At 56.8% G+C, this 21519-nt stretch carries 18 protein-coding genes; 6 read left to right on the plus strand and 12 right to left on the minus strand.

The window, feature by feature from the left end:
• The first annotated feature begins 21 nt into the window (after positions 1-21).
• Together HPDFL43_RS21100 and HPDFL43_RS21105 are read left to right on the plus strand one after the other, a co-directional pair.
• Positions 22-261: a DUF1674 domain-containing protein gene (locus HPDFL43_RS21100; protein ID WP_007199465.1), complete on the plus strand. Its 240-nt coding sequence runs from the start codon at positions 22-24 to the stop codon at positions 259-261.
• A gap of 50 nt (positions 262-311) precedes the next feature.
• Entirely contained in the window at positions 312-800 is a 489-nt protein-coding gene (locus HPDFL43_RS21105) for a thermonuclease family protein (RefSeq protein ID WP_245271084.1), read from the plus strand.
• 437 nt (positions 801-1237) lie between these two features.
• Here HPDFL43_RS21105 and acs read toward each other — a convergent pair whose 3' ends face one another.
• Positions 1238-3190, minus strand: coding sequence for an acetate--CoA ligase (acs, locus tag HPDFL43_RS21110; protein ID WP_007199467.1), 1953 nt, complete (start codon positions 3188-3190; stop codon positions 1238-1240).
• A gap of 241 nt (positions 3191-3431) precedes the next feature.
• Here acs and HPDFL43_RS21115 point away from each other — a divergent pair, with 241 nt between their 5' ends.
• Positions 3432-4130, plus strand: coding sequence for a DUF1013 domain-containing protein (locus HPDFL43_RS21115; protein ID WP_007199468.1), 699 nt, complete (start codon positions 3432-3434; stop codon positions 4128-4130).
• A 69-nt stretch (positions 4131-4199) separates the two neighbouring features.
• Here the strand turns inward: HPDFL43_RS21115 and HPDFL43_RS21120 are convergent, their stop codons facing one another.
• The 3 genes from HPDFL43_RS21120 to HPDFL43_RS21130 all read right to left on the minus strand — a co-directional run bounded on the left by HPDFL43_RS21120 (position 4200) and on the right by HPDFL43_RS21130 (position 8020).
• Positions 4200-4985, minus strand: a complete 786-nt coding sequence (locus HPDFL43_RS21120; RefSeq protein ID WP_040450681.1) for an SDR family NAD(P)-dependent oxidoreductase — start codon at positions 4983-4985, stop codon at positions 4200-4202.
• 194 nt (positions 4986-5179) lie between these two features.
• Positions 5180-7090: a propionyl-CoA synthetase gene (locus tag HPDFL43_RS21125; protein WP_007199471.1), complete on the minus strand. Its 1911-nt coding sequence runs from the start codon at positions 7088-7090 to the stop codon at positions 5180-5182.
• Between the two features lie 261 nt (positions 7091-7351).
• Positions 7352-8020: a YggS family pyridoxal phosphate-dependent enzyme gene (locus tag HPDFL43_RS21130; RefSeq protein ID WP_040450682.1), complete on the minus strand. Its 669-nt coding sequence runs from the start codon at positions 8018-8020 to the stop codon at positions 7352-7354.
• A 277-nt stretch (positions 8021-8297) separates the two neighbouring features.
• On the opposite strand from HPDFL43_RS21130, the gene leuS reads away from it, so the two are divergent.
• From leuS to holA, 3 genes are read left to right on the plus strand one after another with little or no spacing between them, the layout of a single operon-like run.
• Positions 8298-10928 (plus strand): leucine--tRNA ligase, encoded by a 2631-nt coding sequence (gene leuS, locus HPDFL43_RS21135; RefSeq protein ID WP_007199473.1) that lies wholly within the window; start codon positions 8298-8300, stop codon positions 10926-10928.
• Positions 10915-11430 carry a hypothetical protein gene (locus HPDFL43_RS21140; RefSeq protein ID WP_156970359.1) on the plus strand — a complete coding sequence of 172 codons (516 nt, stop codon included), beginning with the start codon at positions 10915-10917 and terminating at the stop codon, positions 11428-11430. The genes leuS and HPDFL43_RS21140 overlap by 14 nt, the downstream gene beginning before the upstream one ends.
• A 24-nt stretch (positions 11431-11454) precedes the next feature.
• On the plus strand, positions 11455-12483 hold the full coding sequence (holA, locus tag HPDFL43_RS21145) for a DNA polymerase III subunit delta (protein WP_007199475.1): 1029 nt from the start codon (positions 11455-11457) through the stop codon (positions 12481-12483).
• Between the two features lie 20 nt (positions 12484-12503).
• On the opposite strand, the gene HPDFL43_RS21150 is transcribed toward holA, so the two are convergent.
• From HPDFL43_RS21150 to hemE, 8 genes are all read right to left on the minus strand, one after another.
• Positions 12504-13400, minus strand: a complete 897-nt coding sequence (locus HPDFL43_RS21150) for a ParB/RepB/Spo0J family partition protein (RefSeq protein ID WP_007199476.1) — start codon at positions 13398-13400, stop codon at positions 12504-12506.
• Between the two features lie 35 nt (positions 13401-13435).
• A complete protein-coding gene (locus tag HPDFL43_RS21155) occupies positions 13436-14230 on the minus strand; it encodes a ParA family protein (RefSeq protein ID WP_007199477.1) in 795 nt (264 codons plus the stop codon).
• 18 nt (positions 14231-14248) lie between these two features.
• A complete protein-coding gene (rsmG, locus tag HPDFL43_RS21160; RefSeq protein WP_007199478.1) occupies positions 14249-14875 on the minus strand; it encodes a 16S rRNA (guanine(527)-N(7))-methyltransferase RsmG in 627 nt (208 codons plus the stop codon).
• A 22-nt stretch (positions 14876-14897) separates the two neighbouring features.
• Positions 14898-16766: a tRNA uridine-5-carboxymethylaminomethyl(34) synthesis enzyme MnmG gene (mnmG, locus tag HPDFL43_RS21165; protein ID WP_007199479.1), complete on the minus strand. Its 1869-nt coding sequence runs from the start codon at positions 16764-16766 to the stop codon at positions 14898-14900.
• Between the two features lie 217 nt (positions 16767-16983).
• Positions 16984-18297, minus strand: coding sequence for a tRNA uridine-5-carboxymethylaminomethyl(34) synthesis GTPase MnmE (gene mnmE, locus HPDFL43_RS21175; RefSeq protein ID WP_040449426.1), 1314 nt, complete (start codon positions 18295-18297; stop codon positions 16984-16986).
• A 42-nt stretch (positions 18298-18339) separates the two neighbouring features.
• Positions 18340-19605, minus strand: a complete 1266-nt coding sequence (gene rho / locus HPDFL43_RS21180; RefSeq protein ID WP_007199482.1) for a transcription termination factor Rho — start codon at positions 19603-19605, stop codon at positions 18340-18342.
• A gap of 181 nt (positions 19606-19786) precedes the next feature.
• Complete coding sequence (gene hemJ, locus HPDFL43_RS21185; protein ID WP_007199483.1) at positions 19787-20332, minus strand: protoporphyrinogen oxidase HemJ; 546 nt, start codon at positions 20330-20332, stop codon at positions 19787-19789.
• Positions 20329-21342 (minus strand): uroporphyrinogen decarboxylase, encoded by a 1014-nt coding sequence (hemE, locus tag HPDFL43_RS21190; protein WP_156970360.1) that lies wholly within the window; start codon positions 21340-21342, stop codon positions 20329-20331. Before hemE ends, hemJ begins: the two co-directional genes overlap by 4 nt.
• Positions 21343-21519: the final 177 nt, after the last annotated feature.

Raw genomic sequence — 21519 nt, forward strand, 5'->3', positions numbered from 1 at the left:
AAACGCCGTTCAGCCGGACCCATGCCGATGACCCAAGATGACCAGCAGCCCAAACAATCCGAAACAGACGCAGTCGAAACGGATACACCCAAACGGGAGTTGAGCCCGGCTGCCAAACGCGCACTCGCTGAAGCAGACGAGCGACGCAAGGCGCGCGACACAGCTAAAATTTCGACTGAAAAGGAAATCGGTGGCCGTGGAGGCGCTGATCCGGCGCGTTTTGGCGACTGGGAGATCGACGGCCGGGCCATCGATTTCTGAAAACCGCACACTGTTGATCCTCGATTGACAAAGGAATATATTCCTTTTTCATGAATGTGCGACTCGCTTACCAAATGGTAACAACACTGGTTTTCGTTACCATTCTGGCAACGGAACTATTCACCAATGCACCTGCATTTGCGGCCGAGAGTGCCTGGCGCACTGTTGCCGGGCCGGTCCTGGCCCGCATCGTGAGGGTGATTGACGGCGACACGTTGCTGGTCGACGCCCATCCATGGCCAGGCCACGCAGTTCGTGTTTCGGTCCGGTTGCGTGGCATCGACACTCCGGAGCGCCGCTCTAAATGTTCGCGCGAGCGATTGGCGGCAGACAGCGCTCGAAGTGAACTCGAGCGGCTTGTCGCGGGATATTCGACCGTCGAATTGAGCAATGTATCGGGGGGAAAATACTACGGGCGGGTCCTTGCCGATCTCAAGGCAGGCAAGCGCGATGTAGCCGCCGCCATGCTCGAAAGCGGATTGGCAACACCCTATGAGGGCGGCAAGCGCACAAAATCCAAGGCACCGTGCAATTCATGAAACAGAAAAATCGCCGCGCGGGAGCGTGAAGAACCGCCATCACAATCAAAAAGGCCACCCTTTCGGGGTGGCCTTCGTGAATTCCAGCACCGGTTGGACGCCTGCCAGATCACTTCGCGAGCGATCAGGACTTGCCAGTATCACCGGCTCTTCAGAGGCTGCTCCGAAGACCGGCAATCCGAATCGTACGAACCGGCTTTTGGGAATCACTCGACATCGGATCACCTCCTTTCAATTGTTAAAGACACTGACAATGTGGGGCAAACAACGCCTCTTGCCAAGCACCTGGATCAAATAAATCACACCCGCCAAATGCACGCCTTTCCGGGCTGCGCGGGCTCTATCCATCAACCCGGCATCAAAAACCCGCCCCGAAACATTCGGAGCGGGCCTGTCTCTTGATACCGCTGTCTTTGCAGAACATCGGGCCGGCTTGATCAGCCCTTCTTGTTCTGCCGGTTCTCAATCAGATCATCGACCACACCGGGATCCGCCAGGGTCGAAGTGTCACCCAATGCGCCAAAATCATCCTCGGCAATCTTGCGCAGGATCCGGCGCATGATCTTGCCTGACCGCGTCTTCGGCAGACCCGGCGAGAACTGGATCTTGTCAGGCGAGGCAATCGGGCCGATTTCATGGCGAACATGACCGACCAGCGCCTTGCGCAACTCGTCACTGCCTTCCTGACCCTCCATCAAGGTGATGTAGCAGTAGATGCCCTGCCCCTTGACATCATGCGGATAACCGACGACCGCCGCCTCCGACACGGAATCATGGGAAACCAGTGCGCTTTCCACTTCCGCCGTGCCCATGCGGTGACCGGACACATTGATCACATCGTCGACCCGGCCGGTGATCCAGTAGTACCCGTCCTCATCCCTGCGGCAGCCGTCACCGGTGAAATACTTGCCTTTGTATGTGGAGAAATAGGTCTGGATGAAACGTTCATGATCGCCATAGACCGTCCGCATCTGGCCCGGCCAGGAATCGGTAATGCACAGATTGCCCTCGGTGGTGCCTTCGAGCACATCCCCGTCATTGTCCACCAATTGCGGCTGCACGCCAAAAAACGGCCGCGTTGCCGAGCCCGGCTTGAGTTTGGTCGCTCCAGGCAAGGGTGTGATCAGGATCCCTCCGGTCTCCGTCTGCCACCAGGTATCGACAATCGGGCACTTCTTCTCGCCCACCACATTGTAATACCATTCCCAGGCTTCCGGGTTGATCGGCTCACCCACCGAACCCAGTGTCCGCAGTGATTTGCGCGAGGATTTCTTGACGTGAGCATCACCCGCACCCATCAGCGCCCGGATGGCGGTGGGCGCGGTGTAGAAGATATTGACCTGGTGCTTGTCGACCACATCCCAGAACCGGCTTGGCGACGGATAATTCGGCACGCCTTCAAACATCAGCGTGGTCGCACCATTGGCGAGCGGCCCGTAGACGATGTAGGAGTGGCCGGTCACCCAGCCCACATCCGCCGTGCACCAGTAGATGTCCCCCTCATGATAGTCGAAGACATACTCATGGGTCATCGAGGCATAGACCAGATAGCCGCCGGTGGTGTGCAGCACGCCCTTAGGCTTGCCGGTCGAACCCGAGGTGTAGAGGATAAACAGCGGATCCTCAGCCTTCATCTTGGCCGGCGGGCAATCCGGTTTCGCCGCGGCAACCGCCTCGTGATACCAGATATCACGATTTTCGAACCATTCAACCTTGCCAGCTGTGCGTTGCACGACGAGCACATTCTTGACCACCACCCCATCACGCGCGGCAATTTCAATCGCAAGATCCGTGTTGTGCTTGAGCGGGATCTTCTTGCCGCCGCGCAAACCTTCATCGGCCGTGATCACGAATGTTGATTCGCAGTCGCTGATTCGGCCGGCAAGCGCATCGGGGGAAAATCCGCCAAAAACGATCGAGTGGATTGCACCGATCCTCGTGCAGGCGAGCATTGCATAGGCGGCTTCCGGAATCATCGGCATGTAGATGGTGACCCGATCACCCTTCTTGACGCCATTGGACTTCATCACATTGGCGAGGCGGCAGACCTGGTCGTAGAGTTCGCGGTAGGTGATCTTCTTGTCATCATAGGGATTGTCCCCCTCCCAGATGATGGCAACCTGATCACCGCGCTTTTTGAGATGCCGGTCGATACAGTTGTAGGAGACGTTGGTAACCCCGTCCTCAAACCACTTGATCGAGACTTTCCCGTTGAAATTGGTGTTTTTCACCTTGGTATAGGGCTTGAACCAGTCGATTCGCTTGCCGTGCTTGGCCCAGAATTTTTCGGGATCCTTGACGCTCTGCTTGTACCATTTCTCGTAGGTCTCATCATCGATCAAAGCCCTTGTCTTGGCGTCCTTGAGGACCTTGTAGGATTTCTGCGACATTTGAACCTCCTCCAAACGGGTACTTGCTGCAAATCATCATAAACGCAGCCTGTTTTGAATAACGACCATTAATATCAGGGCATTTGCTTGCGGCAATTAGACCTTGGACCGGTTCGGCAAATCCCAAACGCAAGAATTGCATTTGTGCAGGCTTGCGGTTATAACGGCGCCGATTTCCCGGAAATGGTGGTTTCATCCACGGCCCGCGACCCCGGCGCGGACGTACAGGAGGAATGTATTCATGGCACAGCAGCTTCTTATGCCAAAGGCGACAGCCGTGTGGCTCGTAGACAACACGGCGTTGAGCTTCGATCAGATCGCGCAGTTCTGCAAGCTTCACCCGCTTGAGGTCAAGGCGATCGCCGATGGCGAGTCCTCGCAAGGCATCAAGGGCCTCGATCCAGTAGCCACCGGCCAGCTCTCGCGTGAGGAAATCTCGGCTGCGGAAGGCAATCCGGAGCACAAGCTGAAACTGTCCGAACCCAAAGTCCGGGTGCCCGAAACAAAGCGCAAGGGTCCGCGCTACACACCTGTTTCGAAGCGTCAAGACCGCCCCAATGCGATCCTGTGGCTGGTGCGCAACCATCCTGAACTCAAGGACGCGCAGATTTCACGGCTGGTCGGAACCACCAAATCGACCATCGAGCAGATCCGCGGCCGCACCCACTGGAATGCCGCCAACCTGACGCCGATGGATCCCGTGACACTGGGCCTTTGCACCCAGATCGATCTCGATCTTGAGGTCGAACGTGCCGCAAAGAACCGTGGCCCGGTCACCGAAGACCAGCAGGGCAGCGTTCTTGTTTCGGCTCGCGAAACCGAAACAGCGGAACCGATGGAAGAGACTGGCGACAAGGAAATCGATGCCGATGCCGTTTTCGCCAAGCTCACATCGATGAAGCGGACCGAAACCGAAGACGACGACAGCAACACCAATTGATCATCAGAACGATGGTCCTGATACAAGAAGGCCCGGCAATGCCGGGCCTTTTTTGGTCTTGAGATTGAGCTATTCCTTGACCGGAACCGTGTAATTGAGGGGCATTCGGCCACCATCGGCATAAATGGTCTGGCCCGTCACATAACTTGCATCCCTGGACAGGAGGAATGCCGTCACCGCGGCGATTTCAGCCGGTTCCCCAATACGCCCGAGCGGCGTCCGTGACAGAATGCGGCTGCGCGCTTCCGGGTTTTCTGCAACTGAAGCAAGCAGGTCGGTCATGATCGAGCCGGGACCAACCGCATTGACCCGAATGCCATGTGGCGCAAGCGACAGTGCCATGACCTTGGTCAGCTGGCTTACGCCGCCTTTCGACACCGAATAGGGAACCTGGTTGGCAATGGCGAAAGTATCATTGATCGACGACATATTGACGATCGAGCCTGGCTCGCCGCCCGCAGCGATCTGTTCGACCATGTGGCGCGCCACAGCTTGCCCGCACAAGAACGCACTCTTGAGATTGACGTTCAGGACCCGGTCGAAATCTGCCTCTTCCAGATCGAGGAAGTCAGCCGCATGAACGATTCCGGCATTGTTGACCAGTGCGTCGATCGATCCGAATGTATCGATTGTCTTGGCCACCAGATTATGGACATCAAGCCGCTCGGAGACATCCGTCGCTGTAAAGCGGACCTCACCTCCACCTGATGCGGCTTCAACTGCGGCGGTACCGGCCGCCTCATCGATATCCGCAATCATGACCCGCGCGCCTTCGCTCGCCAGCCGACGGACAATCGCAAGCCCGATTCCCTTGGCACCGCCGGTGACAATCGCTGTTCGTCCGTCAAGTCTCATGATCATTCCTTCCAAATTATGCGACCCGGCTGGATTGTGCTGGCAAACCAGCAGGCCAGTGTCCGCATCTGGTCGGAGCGATGCGTAGAATCAAACAGCGCGAACGTCCACCGCGTTTTGATCAAATGAAACGGGATCTGACGATCCAGTTTCATTTGCGCGTCTCCGCTTCAAGCCAAACTTAGCGACAAAGCTTAAGAGTCACGGCTCTTGAGTCCGCGCTTGGCCAGCACTTCGCTTACCTCATCGAGAATGGCGGGATCATCGATGGTGGCCGGCATTTTCCAGCTCTCGCCATCAGCGATCTTCTGCATGGTGGCGCGCAGGATTTTCCCCGACCGGGTCTTGGGAAGCCGTTTGACTGCCATGACCGTCTTGAACGCTGCAACCGGGCCGATCTTGTCGCGTACCAGCTTGACCACTTCCTTTTCGATCTCGTCATCCGAGCGATCGACGCCCGAATTGATCACGATGAAACCTGCCGGGATTTGCCCCTTCATGCTGTCGGCAATGCCGATGACCGCACATTCAGCCACATCGGGATGGCCGGAAACCGCTTCCTCCATGCCGCCGGTCGACAGGCGATGGCCGGCGACATTAATGATGTCATCGGTGCGCGCCATGATGAACAGATAACCGTTATCATCAATGAATCCGGCATCCGCAGTCTTGTAGTAGCCCGGAAACTCCGCAAGATAGGCATCTTGAAACCGGTCATCCGCATTCCACAGTGTCGGCAGACAGCCCGGTGGCAACGGCAGTTTGACGACAATATTGCCCAAAGTTCCAGCCGCGACCGGATGCCCGGCATCATCGATCACCTGAACATCGTAGCCTGGCATCGGAACCGCCGGTGAACCGTGCTTGATCGGCAAAAGCCCGAGCCCCATCGGATTTCCGGCGATGGTCCAGCCGGTTTCGGTCTGCCACCAATGATCGATCACCGGCACCTTGAGCAGCCGTTCCGCCCACTGGATCGTGTCCGGATCAGCCCGTTCACCGGCCAGGAAAAGCGCGCAAAAACCTGAAAGATCGTAGTCCGAAATCAGGCTTCCCTGCGGGTCCTCCTTGCGAATCGCCCGGAATGCAGTGGGCGCCGTGAACAGCACCACGACATTGTGCTCGTCAATCACCCGCCAGAAGGTCCCGGCATCCGGCGTACCCACCGGCTTTCCTTCAAACAGAATGGTGGTATTGCCGTGCAACAATGGCCCATAGACGATGTAGGAATGGCCCACCACCCATCCAATATCCGACGCTGCCCAGAACACTTCGCCCGGTTTGACGCCATAGATCGAATGCATGGACCAATGCAGGGCTGCCATGTGGCCACCATTGTCCCGCACCACCCCCTTGGGCTGGCCGGTGGTACCGGATGTGTAAAGAACATAGAGCGGATCTGTGGACGCAACCGGCGTGCAAGTCACTTTTCGGCCAGCATTTGCCTGAAGCAAGGCATGAAAATCAAAATCCCGGTCCTTGATCAGCTCGCAGCGATGTTCCTCACGCTGCAGGATTATGGTGACATCTGGCTTGTGGGAAGACTGTTCGATCGCCGCATCGAGCAGCGGCTTGTAGGCCACGATCCGGCCCGGCTCGATGCCACAGGAGGCCGACACCACCAGTTTGGCCTCACAATCCTCGATCCGGGTCGCAAGCTCGGAAGCCGCGAAGCCGCCAAACACCACCGAATGGACAGCCCCCAGACGCGCGCAGGCTAGCATGGCCACCAGCGCTTCAGGCACCATCGGCATATAGATGATCACCCGGTCACCCTTGCGTATGCCCCGGTCAGACAATGCGCCGGAGAAGGCTTCCACATCTGCAAGCATCTCGCTGTAGCTGATGGTTCGCTTGGCACCGGTGATCGGGCTGTCATAGATGATCGCAGCCTGGTCACCGCGGCCACCTTCCACATGCCGGTCGAGACAATTGTGACAGGTGTTGGTCACACCGTCGGGAAACCAGCGCCCATAAACACCCTGATCCGGGTCAAAGGCGATCTTGGGCTTTTCGAACCAGTCAATCCCCGAAGCCTGATCCATCCAGAACCCCTCAGGGTCCTTGCGCCAACTCCCATAGACCTCATCATAGCTGCTTGTCATGGTGACCTCCTCCAAAGGTGCTGATCTTCTGCATTTGGCCGCACCCTATTTGCGCCCACAAGCCTCCGAAACTAGACATTCGGCTAGAACGATACATGAAATCAATTTGTTCGTTCCGATCAATGACGATTTCGATGTCGGACCAAGCAAAGCCGTGGCTTGAGCCGCCAATGCAACCAAGCCGCTCAGGGCAAAGCATGGCTGGCCTGACCCGTACTCTCAGTACGGTGCCCGCGAGGCTTGGGCTGAAACGGTGAACCGCTAGTGCGTATTGCGCGCGCCAAAAATCGCCGATCCGACACGCACCTGCGTCGCCCCAAAGGCGATTGCGATCGGATAATCATCCGACATGCCCATCGACAGCTCTTCCAGCCCGGCTTCCCGGGCGATATTCGCCAGAAGGGCAAAATGCGGACCAGGGTTTTCATCAAATGGCGGAATGCACATCAAACCGCGGATCGTAAGGCCGAGCTCACTCCGGCACAGATCGACAAAAGCCGCGGCGGCATCCGGCTCGATGCCTGCTTTCTGGGGTTCTGATCCGGTATTGACCTGAATGAACAAACCAGGGGCGCGGCCCTGCTTTTTGATTTCCCGGGCAATCTCGCGCGCGATTTTTTCCCGGTCCACGGTCTGGATCACATCAAACAACGCCACCGCATCGGCGGTCTTGTTCGATTGCAGCGGCCCGATCAGATGCAATTCGAGATCCGGCGTTTCAGCTTTGAGCTGCGGCCATTTCGATTGTGCTTCCTGAACCCGGTTTTCGCCGAAAACCCGCCGTCCGGCAGCAATGACAGGCCGGATCTCCTCGACAGGCTTGGTCTTGGAAACCGCCACCAATCCCACCGAACCGGCCGGGCGTCCGGCGCTTGTTTCTGCGTCGGCAATGTCCGCAAGCACTTTCGCAAGATTCTTGGTGGCGTCCATCTGGCGCTCCATCTGTTGGGATCGGTTTATCACGAGGTGTTAGCGCAGCCGCAATAACTTGCCAATGCGAAGCCTACAACAGCATGCGGTGTCACACCATTATCCTCCGGCCTTGAGAACCGATTGTCACCGCATTGTTCGGTCCTGACCAGATCAACGACCAATCCTGGCTTCAAGCGGCTCGAAGAGTGCCTTGAGAGCAGCTCAATGGTTGACGCTTGCCGGGTTTCATGGTGAAGGTCGCGGCCAAATCCGAAGAGGTTTCTGGTGATCGCATATGGCAATTGAACGGTACAATCCCAAACAGGCGGAAATCCGCTGGCAGCGCCAATGGGATGAGGCGAAGATCTACGAGACGGACAATGACAGTCCGGACCCCAAATACTACGTCCTCGAAATGTTTCCCTACCCGTCAGGCCGCATCCATATGGGCCATGTGCGCAACTATGCGCTCGGCGACGTCGTCGCCCGCTACAAGCGCGCCCGCGGTTTCAACGTGCTCCATCCAATGGGCTGGGACGCCTTCGGCATGCCGGCTGAAAACGCCGCGATGCAGAACAAGGTTCATCCGCGTGAATGGACCTACGCCAATATCGACGCCATGCGCAAGCAGCTCAAGTCAATGGGGCTGTCGCTCGACTGGAGCCGCGAATTCGCCACTTGCGATGTCGATTACTACAAGCAGCAGCAGGCGCTGTTTCTTGATTTCCTCGCTGCAGGCCTGATCTATCGCCGCAATTCCAAGGTCAACTGGGATCCGGTCGACATGACCGTGCTCGCCAATGAGCAGGTCATCGACGGCCGCGGTTGGCGGTCGGGAGCTCTCGTTGAACAGCGCGAGCTGACCCAATGGTTCTTCCGGATTTCGGATTTTGCCGAAGATCTGCTGCAATCCCTCGACGGGCTGGATCAGTGGCCCGAAAAGGTCCGTCTGATGCAGAAGAACTGGATCGGCAAGTCAGAAGGCCTGTCGCTTCGCTGGCAGATCGCTGATCCGGAGACCGCCGGCGGCGCCAGCGAGATCGAAGTCTACACCACCCGTCCGGACACGCTTTATGGCGCATCCTTCATGGCCATTGCCGCCGATCACCCGATTGCCAAAGATCTGGCAACGAAAGATCCGGCGATTGCCGAGTTCTGCGACCAGTGCCGGCGCGCCGGTACCTCGCTCGCCGCTCTCGAAACGGCCGAAAAGATTGGCTACCGCACGCCAGTCAATGTGGTCCACCCGCTTGATCCCGATTGGACCGTGCCGGTCTACATCGCCAATTTCGTCCTGATGGACTATGGCACCGGGGCAATCTTCGGCTGTCCTTCTGGCGACCAGCGCGATCTGGACTTTGCCCGCAAGTACAACCTGCCGGTCACCCCGGTGGTTATGCCGGCGGATGCCGACGCAGCAAGCTTCGTGATCACCGACGAGGCCTATGTCGGCGACGGCGTCATGATCAATTCCCGAGACCTCGATGGGCTCTCACCCGCCGAAGCCTTCGACCGGGTCGCCAGTATGCTGGAAGCCCGCACACTTGACGATGCGCCGCAGGCCGCACGGAAAACCAATTTCCGGCTGCGTGACTGGGGCCTGTCACGCCAACGCTATTGGGGTGCACCAATCCCGGTCATCCATTGCGACATCTGCGGTGTGGTTCCTGTGCCGGCTAAAGACCTGCCGGTCCAGCTGCCGGATGATGTGACACTCGATACACCGGGCAATCCGCTCGACCACCATCCGACCTGGCGCCACATCGCCTGCCCCACCTGCGGCCAGGATGCCCGCCGGGAAACCGACACGATGGACACCTTTGTGGATTCATCCTGGTATTTCGCCCGCTTTACGGCGCCACGCTGTGACACTCCGACCGAGCCCGCCGCCGCCAATGCCTGGCTGCCGGTCGATCAGTATATCGGTGGAATCGAGCATGCGATCCTGCATTTGCTCTATTCCCGCTTCTTCACCCGGGCCATGCAGAAAACCGGTCATGTCGATCTCAAGGAACCGTTTCGCGGTCTGTTCACCCAGGGCATGGTAGTGCACGAAACCTACCGTGCAGAACGTGATGGCAAGAAGGAGTGGATAGCACCCGCCGATGTGATCATCGAAGAGCAGAACGGAAAGCGCCAGGCGCGCCATTCTCAAACCGGCGAATCACTGTCCATCGGCTCGATCGAGAAAATGTCGAAGTCGAAAAAGAATGTGGTCGATCCCGACGACATCATCGATGGCTATGGTGCAGACACGGCACGTTTCTTCATGCTGTCCGATTCACCGCCAGACCGCGATGTGATCTGGTCCGAAGCTGGCGTTGAAGGGGCCCACCGTTTTGTTCAAAAGATCTGGCGCCTGATAGGTGAGGCATCAGAAAACCTCAAATCCGCTGAAGCCGCAGCCGGCGCAGAAAGCCGTGCGCTCGAAGTCTCTCGCGCCTCTCACAAGACCGTAAAGGCAGTGGGCGAAGACATCGAGAAACTGGCTTTCAACAAGGCCGTTGCCCGGCTCTACGAGCTGGTCAACACGCTTGCAGGCCCATTGTCTGACGTCGCGGCCGGAAAGGCCGACGAGGTTCTGACCAGCGCCTGCAAACAGGCCGCCAGCCATCTGGTTCAGCTGTTTGCGCCGATGATGCCGCATCTGGCAGAGGAATGCTGGATCCTTCTTGGCAATGACGGCATGGTCGCCACGAGCACGTGGCCGGCTTATGATCCCGCGCTCGTGATTGACGATCAAATCACTCTCCCGGTGCAAATCAACGGAAAGAAGCGTGGCGATTTGACAATTGATGCCGATGCCGATCAAGCTGCTGTGGAACAGGCAGTCTTGGCGCTCGATTTCGTACAAGCTTCCACTGGCGGCAACCCGCCCCGCAAGCTCATCATCGTTCCCCGGAGGATCGTTAATGTTGTCATCTGAAGTCATGCGACCAGCGCGGTCGACCAGACTGTCGATCCGTTTTGCAGCACTGACACTCGGCGCCGCTCTGCTGGCTGGCTGTCAGGCTCAACCACTCTACGGCAATCTTTCGGGTCAAGAGCGCTCGATTACGGTCTCTAGGGTTGATTCGCGCATTGAGCAGGTCGTTCGCAATGAACTGGTGCTTGGCTTTGGCGGGGAACAATCCGCGGGCGCTTACACGCTGGATTTGACAGCATCAGCCAGCATCAGCGGCATATTGCCTGGCGGCGTGGACAACGAGTTTTCGGCGGCCCGCGCCACGGTGACAGCGAGTTACGTGCTAAAGGCCACCGGCACTGGCGAAACGATCAAGAGCGGGGTCCGTTCGGCAGAAGCTCAGCTTGACCTCCCATCGCAAAGCGTTGCCCAGCAACGGGCTATGCTGGAAGCCGAAACACGCGCAGCACGCGCCGTAGCAGCACTTGTGCGTGCCGACGTCGCTTCCGTGCTGCCGCGCTAACGCGGGCCTGGCAAAAGGCGCACGATGGCTCAGATCAAGAACCACGAATTCGCCGGTTTCGTTCGCCGCCAGGGTACACCCTTTCGGATCGTGCTGGTTTACGGCCCTGACCGGGGACTGGTGTCTGAACGCGCAGCGCAGGTCGCCGCCAAAACCGGTGTAGACCTGAGTGATGATTTTTCGGTGCTGAAGCTAGAGGCATCTGATCTGAGCGGCGATCCTGGCCGTTTGGCTGACGAATTCGGCGCAATCAGCCTTTTTGGCGGCGACCGCCTGGTATGGATCAAGAATGCCGGCAACGAACGCGGACTGGTAGATGCCGTTGCCGCCGTATCGCAGTCTGACCCCGGTACATCTCACCTCCTCATCGAAGCGGGCGACCTTAAAAAGGGCGCGGGTTTGCGCAAAACCATAGAGGCTGCAAAGACCGCCCTGGCGATTCCCTGCTATGCAGATGACGCGCGCGGGGTTCAGGCGCTGATCGACGAAGAGCTGGGTGGCGCCGGTTTGACCATTCAGGGCGAGGCGCGGCAACGGTTGAGCCAATTGCTTGGCGGAGACCGGCTTGCGAGCCGTGGCGAACTCAAGAAACTCGCACTTTACTGTCACGGATCCGGGACAGTTACCGATGCGGATGTGGTCGAAGCCATTGGCGATGTCGCAGCACTGTCTGTAGACGACGCCATAGAGGCAGTGTTCTCAGGCGATCCGGGCCGGCTCGAGGCAGCGCTTGAACGCATCCTGGCCTCCAAGACCTCGGTCTTTCTGGTCCTGCGCGGCTGCATGGTCCAGCTGGAACAGCTGGACGGTATGCGCTCTCTGGTGGAGGGTCATTCGCGCCAGCCAGCCCAGGTCATGGCGGACAAAGGCCGCGGCATTCATTTCAAGCGCAAACCGATTGTTGAGCGTGCGCTCAGACACTGGACGCTCAAGGCTATCAACGCTGAGATGTACCGTCTCGCCCAGGCGGTTCTGGAGACACGGAAACGGCCACAGCTGGAAGCTTCGATTGCGCGCCAGGCGCTATTGCGCACCTGTCTGCTCAGCCGGTAACACATAACTTATTGATATAATTATCGATTATCGCCCAATAGCCGGCAAAGTTCATCCAGCTGTTCAAGAGTCTTATAATCGATCCGCAACTGACCACCCTGTCCCTTATGGGCAAGCTGAACCTTGAGGCCAAGTACGTCAGTCAGGCTTTTCTCCAGGGCCACCGTATCGGCGTCCTTGTTGTCGGGTTGCCGCGCGGATTTGGTCTCCAGACCACCTGTTTGCGCCGCCTCCTCTGAGTCCTTCTGGGCCATGCGCTCCGCATCGCGAACCGAAAGCCCGCCATCAACGATCAACTTGGCGAGAGCCGCCGGATTGGATGTCGACACAATCGCCCGGGCGTGACCGGCCGAAAGCACACCATCGGACAGCATGGTTCGCACATCTTCCGGCAATTTCAGCAAACGAAGCGAGTTGGCGACGTGACTGCGGCTTTTGCCGATCACCTCGCCCAGATCATTCTGCGTGTACCCATATTGTGCAATCAGCTGCTCATAGCCCTGGGCTTCCTCAAGAGGATTAAGATCGGCGCGTTGCACGTTCTCGACAATCGCGATTTCCAGCGCGGTCTTGTCATCCACATCACGCACAATGACCGGGATTTCCACCAGTCCGGCCATCTGCGAGGCACGCCAGCGGCGTTCGCCGGCGATAATCTCATATCGTCCCTCAGCTGCGGTTCGGACCACAACCGGCTGCACCACACCGTGCTGACGGATCGAGCGGGACAGATCTTCCAGATCAGACGGTGCGAAATTGCGCCGCGGATTGCGCGGATTGCGGGTCACATGCTCGATCGGTACCATCCGGTCAGCAGAAACCGAAGGTTTGGCCTGCGGTGAAACCGGTTGATCGATCTCGCCGATCAGAGCCGCAAGCCCGCGTCCGAGCCGTTTTTTGGATACATCTTCTGCCATTTCGTTTTCCACTTTTGCCACCAGCAGCTGCTGGATCAGGCCGCTTTACGGTTGCGTTCGCGCTGAATGACTTCCGATGCCAGCTGCAGGTAAGCTTGGCTGCCTGCACATTTCAGATCATACAGAATTGCCGGCTTGCCGTAGGACGGCGCCTCGGACACCCGGACATTGCGCGGGATCAATGTCCGATAGACCTTTTCTCCAAGATGGGCGCGCACATCGTCGACAACCTGCAGAGCCAGGTTGTTGCGTGCATCGAACATGGTCATCACGATACCCTGGATATCCAGCGTTGGATTGAGCGTGTCCCTCACCTGGCCCACCGTTTCCAGAAGCTGGCTCAGCCCTTCGAGTGCAAAAAACTCGCACTGCAGCGGAACCAGAATGGAATGGGCTGCAGCCATCGCATTCATGGTCAAGAGGTTAAGCGACGGAGGGCAATCGATCAGCACGTAGCTATAAGACTTCGCATCATCCGCCTGCAAAGCCTTTCGCAGACGAAAAACACGGTCCGGTGTTCCAGCGATTTCCATCTCCACGCCCAGCAAATCCATCGTTGACGGAATGATACTCAGATGCGGAACTGCAGTTTCAATGGCGGTATCGGAGACGCTGGCATTCTGCGTCAGCAGATCATAAGCGGAAACACCGCGATCCCTGCGGTCGATGCCAAGCCCTGTGCTGGCATTTCCCTGGGGATCGATATCAACGATCAGCACCTCTTCACCGATCGCAGCAAGGGCTGTGGCGAGATTGATCGCCGTCGTTGTCTTGCCAACGCCGCCCTTCTGGTTGGCGATGGTGATGATCCGGTTCTTTGCATGGGGCATCGGAAAGGGTCCGCAGAGTCAGGTAGGCTTGGAAAGGTTGCTGATCTGCAGAATGACAGAACCATCCTGCAGCTGACTTCTATGTTCTACCAGATCGAAGGCCCAAAGGTCACGCGCCGATCGCACTTCATCGAAATAATCCAACCCTTTGTGAAACCACATTTCAGTTTTTGGATTATCTTCAACAAATGGTGCGCAATGGCTGAGCAGATCCGGCAAAGACGCCAATGCACGGGCAGAAATCGCATCCATCGAACCGACTTTTGCCCGGGCCGCGTCAATGCGAATTGGCAAAACGCTTGCACGCGCACCCGTCTGCCCAATCACCTGACGCAGAAACGCAGCCTTCTTGTTGTTGCTTTCGACCAGATGGACCCAACCCTCGCCAATCTCGGTCAGACAGATGGCCGTGACCAGGCCCGGAAATCCGGCGCCACTGCCGATATCCATCCATTGGACCGGTTGAGGCTTCAATGCAAACAGTTGCAGGCTGTCGATAATATGGCGATTCCACAAGTCCGGCAGGGTCTTGGGGGAAATGAGATTGATTCTGGATTGCCACTTGCGAACCAGATCCGCATAGGTCTCAAGCCGTTCCCGTGTTTCACGTGAAACAAACCCGGAATCCAGCGGATACTGCCTCATATGATTTGTATCTGCCAAAGCCTTAACTCGCTCTCGCTGAACCCACCGTATCGGTGCGGCGAAGATGCGCAAGCAAAAGCGCGATTGCAGCAGGAGTCATACCTTCAATCCGTTCCGCATGCCCAATCGACGGAGGACGAAAACGCTCAAGCTTTTGCTTCAACTCGTTCGACAAGCCATTCAGCACACCATAATCAAAATCCGCCGGTATGGCTCGCGCTTCTTCCTTTTGCCTTTGCGCAATATCCTGTTGCTGCCGATCAAGGTACACAGCATAGGCAGCGTCAACCGCTGCCGCCGCAAGCACCTTGTCTCCGTACACCTCAAGATCCGGCCATACCGAAAGTATCTGTTCCAACGACACTTCAGGATAAGACAACAATTGAAACGCGCTTCGCCGGAGCCCATCCTGGTTCAGCGATATGCCACGACTGGCAGCTTGATTCGGAGTCAAGTTACGCGCATTGAGATCGGCCAAACATTTCGACAGCGAATCGAAATAGGTTGCGGATTTTTCAACCCTTTCAGAACTCAGGCAGCCGAGTTCGATCGCCAAAGGCGTCAACCTCTGTTCCGCATTGTCGGCCCGCAATGACAGGCGGTATTCGGCGCGCGAGGTAAACATCCGGTACGGCTCACTGACACCCTTAGTGGTAAGGTCATCAATCATGACCCCAATATAGGAATTGGTCCGGCTGAACAGACAAGACTCTCTGCCCTGAACCAACAAGGCCGCATTCAAACCCGCAACAAGGCCCTGGGCCGCAGCTTCCTCATAACCTGTGGTGCCATTGATCTGGCCGGCCAGAAACAATCCCGGAATTCGCCGTGTTTCCAATGTATGGCTCAATTCCCGCGGATCAACGTGATCATACTCGATCGCATAGCCGGGCTGAATGATCCGAACATCCTGCAAACCCGGGATGGACCGCAAAAACGCCTCCTGCACTTCTTCGGGCAAAGACGTCGAAACTCCGTTGGGATAGACCGTGTCGTCATCAAGGCCTTCCGGCTCAAGAAAGATCTGGTGCCCGTCCCGTTCGCCAAAGCGAACAATCTTGTCTTCGATCGACGGGCAATAGCGCGGACCCACCCCTTCGATCTGACCAGAATACATGGCAGAACGATGAATATTGTCCTGAATGATCTTGTGTGTCGCAGCTGTGGTTCGCGTGATGCCGCACCGAATTTGCGGCACCTCAATATGGTCTGTCATGAATGAGAATGGAATCGGTTCAGCATCAGCCTCCTGCCACCCCACCTGGTCCCAATCAATCGTCTTGCCGTCAAGCCGGGCCGGTGTTCCGGTTTTCAAACGGCCCAACTCAAACCCGGCATTCTCGAGGACGTTTGAGAAACCAAGCGCCGGCGCTTCGTTCATCCGCCCGGCAGGAATGCGTTGATCCCCTATATGAATGAGACCGCGAAGAAAGGTCCCGGTCGTGAGGACGACAGCCTTGCATCCGATTTGGCGCCCATCCTTGAGCACGACATGGGTTGGCCCCTGCCCATCCTGGACCAGTCCATCTGCCTCGGCTTCGATCACATCGAGATTGTCGATTGCGCTCAGCTGCGCCTGAATAGAAGCTTTGTAGAGTTTGCGGTCTGCCTGAGTCCGCGGCCCCCAGACTGCAGGTCCCTTGCGGCGATTGAGCATCCGGAACTGAATACCGGATTGGTCGGCAGCTAAACCCATAAGGCCGCCCATGGCGTCCACCTCCCGGACAAGGTGGCCTTTTCCAAGACCTCCGATAGCCGGGTTGCACGACATCACACCAATGCTTTTGCGCTTGTGAGTCACCAGTACGGTTCGCACACCCATACGCGCCGACGCAGCCGCAGCCTCACTACCGGCATGTCCGCCACCAATCACAATGACATCATAATCCATAGCATGTCTCCAGGGCCGTGTTGTTTGCCATGAGTGCACTTAAGTCAAGGCTCAGACGTTTCACGTGAAACAGCCTTTGCGCATTGATCCATTCCCATCTTGCGAAAGGCGTCAAGATGGTGGTGATGAAAACCACCGCCGCACAAGACATCTCAGGCTTTCGGTGTTTCACGTGAATCATCGTGGACGTCATTGGATGTGAGATGTTTCAGGTGAATCATTTACCAACGCAGAACTCGGAAAAAACAACACCGAGCAAGTCTTCGACATCGACCATGCCCGTTATTCTGCCCATGGAGTTCGCAGCGTGTCTGAGATATTCAGAACGCACCTCGATGGGTGCTTCAGCACTTTTCATCGCAACCTCGATTGCAGTGACACAGTCTTGTAGAAGATCAACATGCCGTGCACGAGTAGGCAATCCCATCTCTCCTGATGGAGCCAAATTCTCCAGCCGTTCAGAGATCGCCTCAAGCAGTTTATCAATACCGGCACCTGTCAGCGTGGATATCCCAAACGCTGCATCATCCGCAGTAAAAGGTTCATCCAAACAATCAACCTTGGTTACAATCTCAATACGTTCATTGACGCCGCTAGGAACCACACGGCCAGGGACCCCAAATTCATGAAGCTCCAGCACCAGGTCCGCATCTTCTGCCGCTATAAGAGAACGACGAATTCCCTCGATCTCAATCTGGTCGCTCGATTCCCGTAACCCAGCGGTATCCTGAAGCACGACCAGATAGCCGGCGATGTCCAAACGGACCTCAACCACATCCCGTGTGGTTCCGGGGATATCCGACACAATAGCCACGTCACGTTTGGAGAGATAGTTCAGAAGAGAAGACTTTCCCGCATTGGGCGGACCAATCAGAGCAATCCGATACCCATCCCTGACGACCTCGGCAGCTGATGCGCATTCCAGATGGCTTCTGATCTCCGCGAGCAGCAGGCCCATATCCTTCCATATCTGGTCAGACACAGATCCCGGAATGTCATCCTCATCGGAGAAGTCCAACTCGGCTTCAATCATCGCGCGGGCGTGGGTCAGGCGTCGGGCCCAACCTTCATACAATGAACGCAGCACTCCGTCCGCCTGCAGCAGGGCCTGCCGCCTTTGAGATTCCGTTTCCGCCCGGATCAAATCCGAAAGACCCTCAACCTCCGTCAGATCAAGCTTGCCATTCTCAAACGCCTGACGGGTGAATTCCCCAGGTTCAGCCAACCGGAATCCATCGAGGTCTGTTAGTGCCATCAGCACTGCCGCAACCGATGCCCGGCTGCCATGAATGTGCAACTCCGCGACATCTTCACCGGTGAAGGAATGCGGTGCCGGAAAAAACAGAACCAGCCCGCGGTCAAGCCGGAGCTGGTTCTTGTCCTTGATGTCACAGAATGTGGCCATGCGCGCGGGTGGAATCTGCCCGACCAATGTTTCGAGTCCGAATCGAACACCGGATCCAGATATACGGACAATGGCAACCCCCGCAGGAGGGTTGCCACTGGAAAGTGCAAAGATCGTATCACGCATAAAGATACCGGCTCCGAATCGAATCGGCCGATCAAGCGATTCTTAGGTGTTCATCGAATCAAAGAAGTCGCCGTTGGTCTTGGTCTGCTTCAGCTTGTCGATCAGGAACTCGATCGCATCGGTTGTTCCCATCGGTGCGAGAATCCGGCGAAGGACAAAGATCTTCTGCAAATCCTGACGCGGGACCAGAAGGTCTTCCTTGCGAGTGCCGGATTTGAGAATGTCCATCGACGGGAAGATACGCTTGTCGGCTACCTTGCGGTCGAGAACGATTTCGGAGTTGCCGGTTCCCTTGAACTCTTCAAAGATCACTTCATCCATGCGCGAACCCGTATCGATCAGCGCAGTCGCTATGATGGTGAGTGAGCCACCCTCTTCAATGTTTCGGGCCGCACCGAAGAAGCGCTTAGGCCGCTGCAACGCATTCGCGTCCACACCACCCGTGAGAACCTTGCCGGATGACGGCACCACCGTATTGTAAGCGCGGCCAAGTCGCGTGATTGAATCGAGCAGGATGATCACATCCCGGCCATGCTCCACCAGCCGCTTGGCTTTTTCGATCACCATCTCGGCAACCTGGACGTGGCGGACAGCCGGTTCATCGAAGGTGGAGGACACAACCTCACCCTTCACCGAGCGCTGCATGTCGGTCACTTCCTCGGGCCGCTCATCGATCAACAACACGATCAGATAACAATCAGGATGATTCGCGGTAATCGAATGCGCGATGTTCTGCAGCAAAACCGTCTTACCGGTTCGCGGCGGCGCCACGATAAGACCACGCTGTCCCTTGCCCAGCGGGGCAACCAGATCGATCACACGCGAGGAGATGTCTTTGCTCGTGGGATTGTCGATTTCCATCTTGAACCGCTCATTTGGATAAAGCGGCGTCAGATTGTCAAAATGCACCTTGTGGCGAATCTTCTCTGGATCTTCAAAGTTGATCGTGTTGACCTTGAGAAGCGCAAAATACCGCTCACCCTCCTTGGGTCCCCGGATGGGGCCCTCGACCGTATCGCCGGTCTTGAGCGAAAAGCGGCGAATCTGCGAAGGCGAAATGTAGATATCGTCCGGACCCGGAAGATAGTTCGCGTTGGCAGAGCGCATGAACCCGAAACCGTCCTGCAGCACCTCAACGACGCCTTCACCGATGATTTCCACATCCTGGGCGGCAAGCTGTTTCAGGATAGCAAACATCAGTTCCTGCTTACGCATGACGCTGGCGTTCTCGACCTCGACCGATTCAGCAAAGGCAAGCAGATCCGTAGGGGTTTTGTTCTTAAGCTCTTGAAGCTTCATTTCCTGCATGGGAAATCCAAGTCTAGATTGTACAAAAGGGGAGAGGCGGGCAAAAGGAACACGACAATGTATGCCGGCCAGGAAGATACTGGCGCCCGCCATAGAAGACGTTGAACGTTAGATAGCGATTCACGTGAAACGCTGCAAGCCCTCTCTTCGCGACAAAACGACCTGAAGGGCCTGCCAGAGGTCAACTGAAAGGTTTTATGATCACCATGATGATCACCAGGATCATCAGAACAGTCGGGATTTCATTGGCCATCCGCCATTGCCGCGCGCTCATATGATTCGATCCACTGGCGAATCGGCGTGCGGCGCGGCTCAGAAAAACATGAAACACGGTCAAACCGATTACAGCCGCAATCTTGACCCAGAGCCAAACCCCCAGAAACGCAAACCCGCTCCAGGCAAGCCAAAGCCCCACCACCCAGGACACCATCATTGCCGGGTTCATGATCACCTTGATCAAACGGCGTTCCATGACCACAAATGTCTCGGACGGTTCAGAGCCGGTTTCAGCATCGGCGTGATAGACAAACAGCCGCGGCAGGTAGAACAGCCCGACCATCCAGGAAATCACCGCAACGATGTGCAACACCTTCAACCAGTCATAGAGCCAGGGCGGGTCATACCAAAGCCCCAAGGCGGCAAGGCCAACCACCCCCGCAATGGAGAGATAGGCTTTTCCGCGCGCCCTTTTGCCTTCGCCAGCGCTGGTTGCCACATCAGTGCTCAAGACTTTGCCGCACCCCGAATTCGGTTCATCAACCGTGTCACATTTTCCGGATCAGCCTGCGGCGTAATACCATGGCCAAGATTAAAAATCAGCGGGCCTTCGCCGAGCGTTTCAAGCACCAGGTCGACGCCTTCATCCAGCGCACTGCCACCGGCAATCACCCTCAGCGGATCGAGATTGCCCTGTACCGCGCCACCTTTCTGGATCCTGCGCGCCAGACTTGCCGGCACCGTCCAATCCAGGCCAACACAATTGACACCCGTTTCCTCCCGGTAGTTCTCAAGCAATGCGCCGGCACCCTTGGCAAATCCGATCACCGGCACACCGGGGCGTTCCCTGTTGATCCGTTCAACCATCCGTTTCACCGGTTGCACAGAGTAACTCTGAAAATCCACTTCGCTAAGCACACCGGCCCAGGAATCAAAAATCTGGACAGCATCCGCTCCCGCATCAATTTGCGCGATCAGGTAATCGGTCGAGATCTCTGTCAATCGATCGATGAGCATCTTGAACTCTTCAGCATGCTGCATGGCAAACAGCCGTGCAGGTGCCTGATCTGGGGTTCCATGACCCGCAATCATATAGGTCGCCACGGTCCAAGGAGCGCCACAGAAGCCAAGCAGGGTCGTCTCCTGCGGGAGTTCCGCCCGCAACCGACGCACTGTCTCGTAGACGGGTGCCAGATGATCATGCATTCCGGACGCATCCAGCCTTGCAATTGCCTCGGGCGCGATCGGATCCATCTTCGGTCCCTCACCCTCGACAAAGTGAACATTGCGATCCAGCGCATCGGGAATCACCAGAATATCTGAAAACAGGATGGCTGCATCAAAGCCGTATCGCCGTATCGGCTGCAATGTCACCTCGACAGCCAGATCAGGAGTGTAGCAGAGATTGAGAAAGCCTTTGGCAGTCGCACGGGTCTTTCGGTATTCGGGCAGATATCGTCCTGCCTGTCGCATCAGCCAGACCGGAGGTGGAAACACCGTTTCCCCTGCCAACACCTTCATTACCTTCCGATCCCCGACGTTTGTCATCATCCATCCCTATTAAATAAATCCTTACTGAAAAGGATTCTGATTCTATGACTCTGTGACTTCAGGGGATTCTCTTTTTTCCACAGTCCATCCACAGCTTCTTCATATAAACCGGCCAGTCACCAAAGGACAATCCGCTTCGCGATTTCC

The organism is Hoeflea phototrophica DFL-43, from assembly GCF_000154705.2.
GTDB lineage: Bacteria > Pseudomonadota > Alphaproteobacteria > Rhizobiales > Rhizobiaceae > Hoeflea > Hoeflea phototrophica.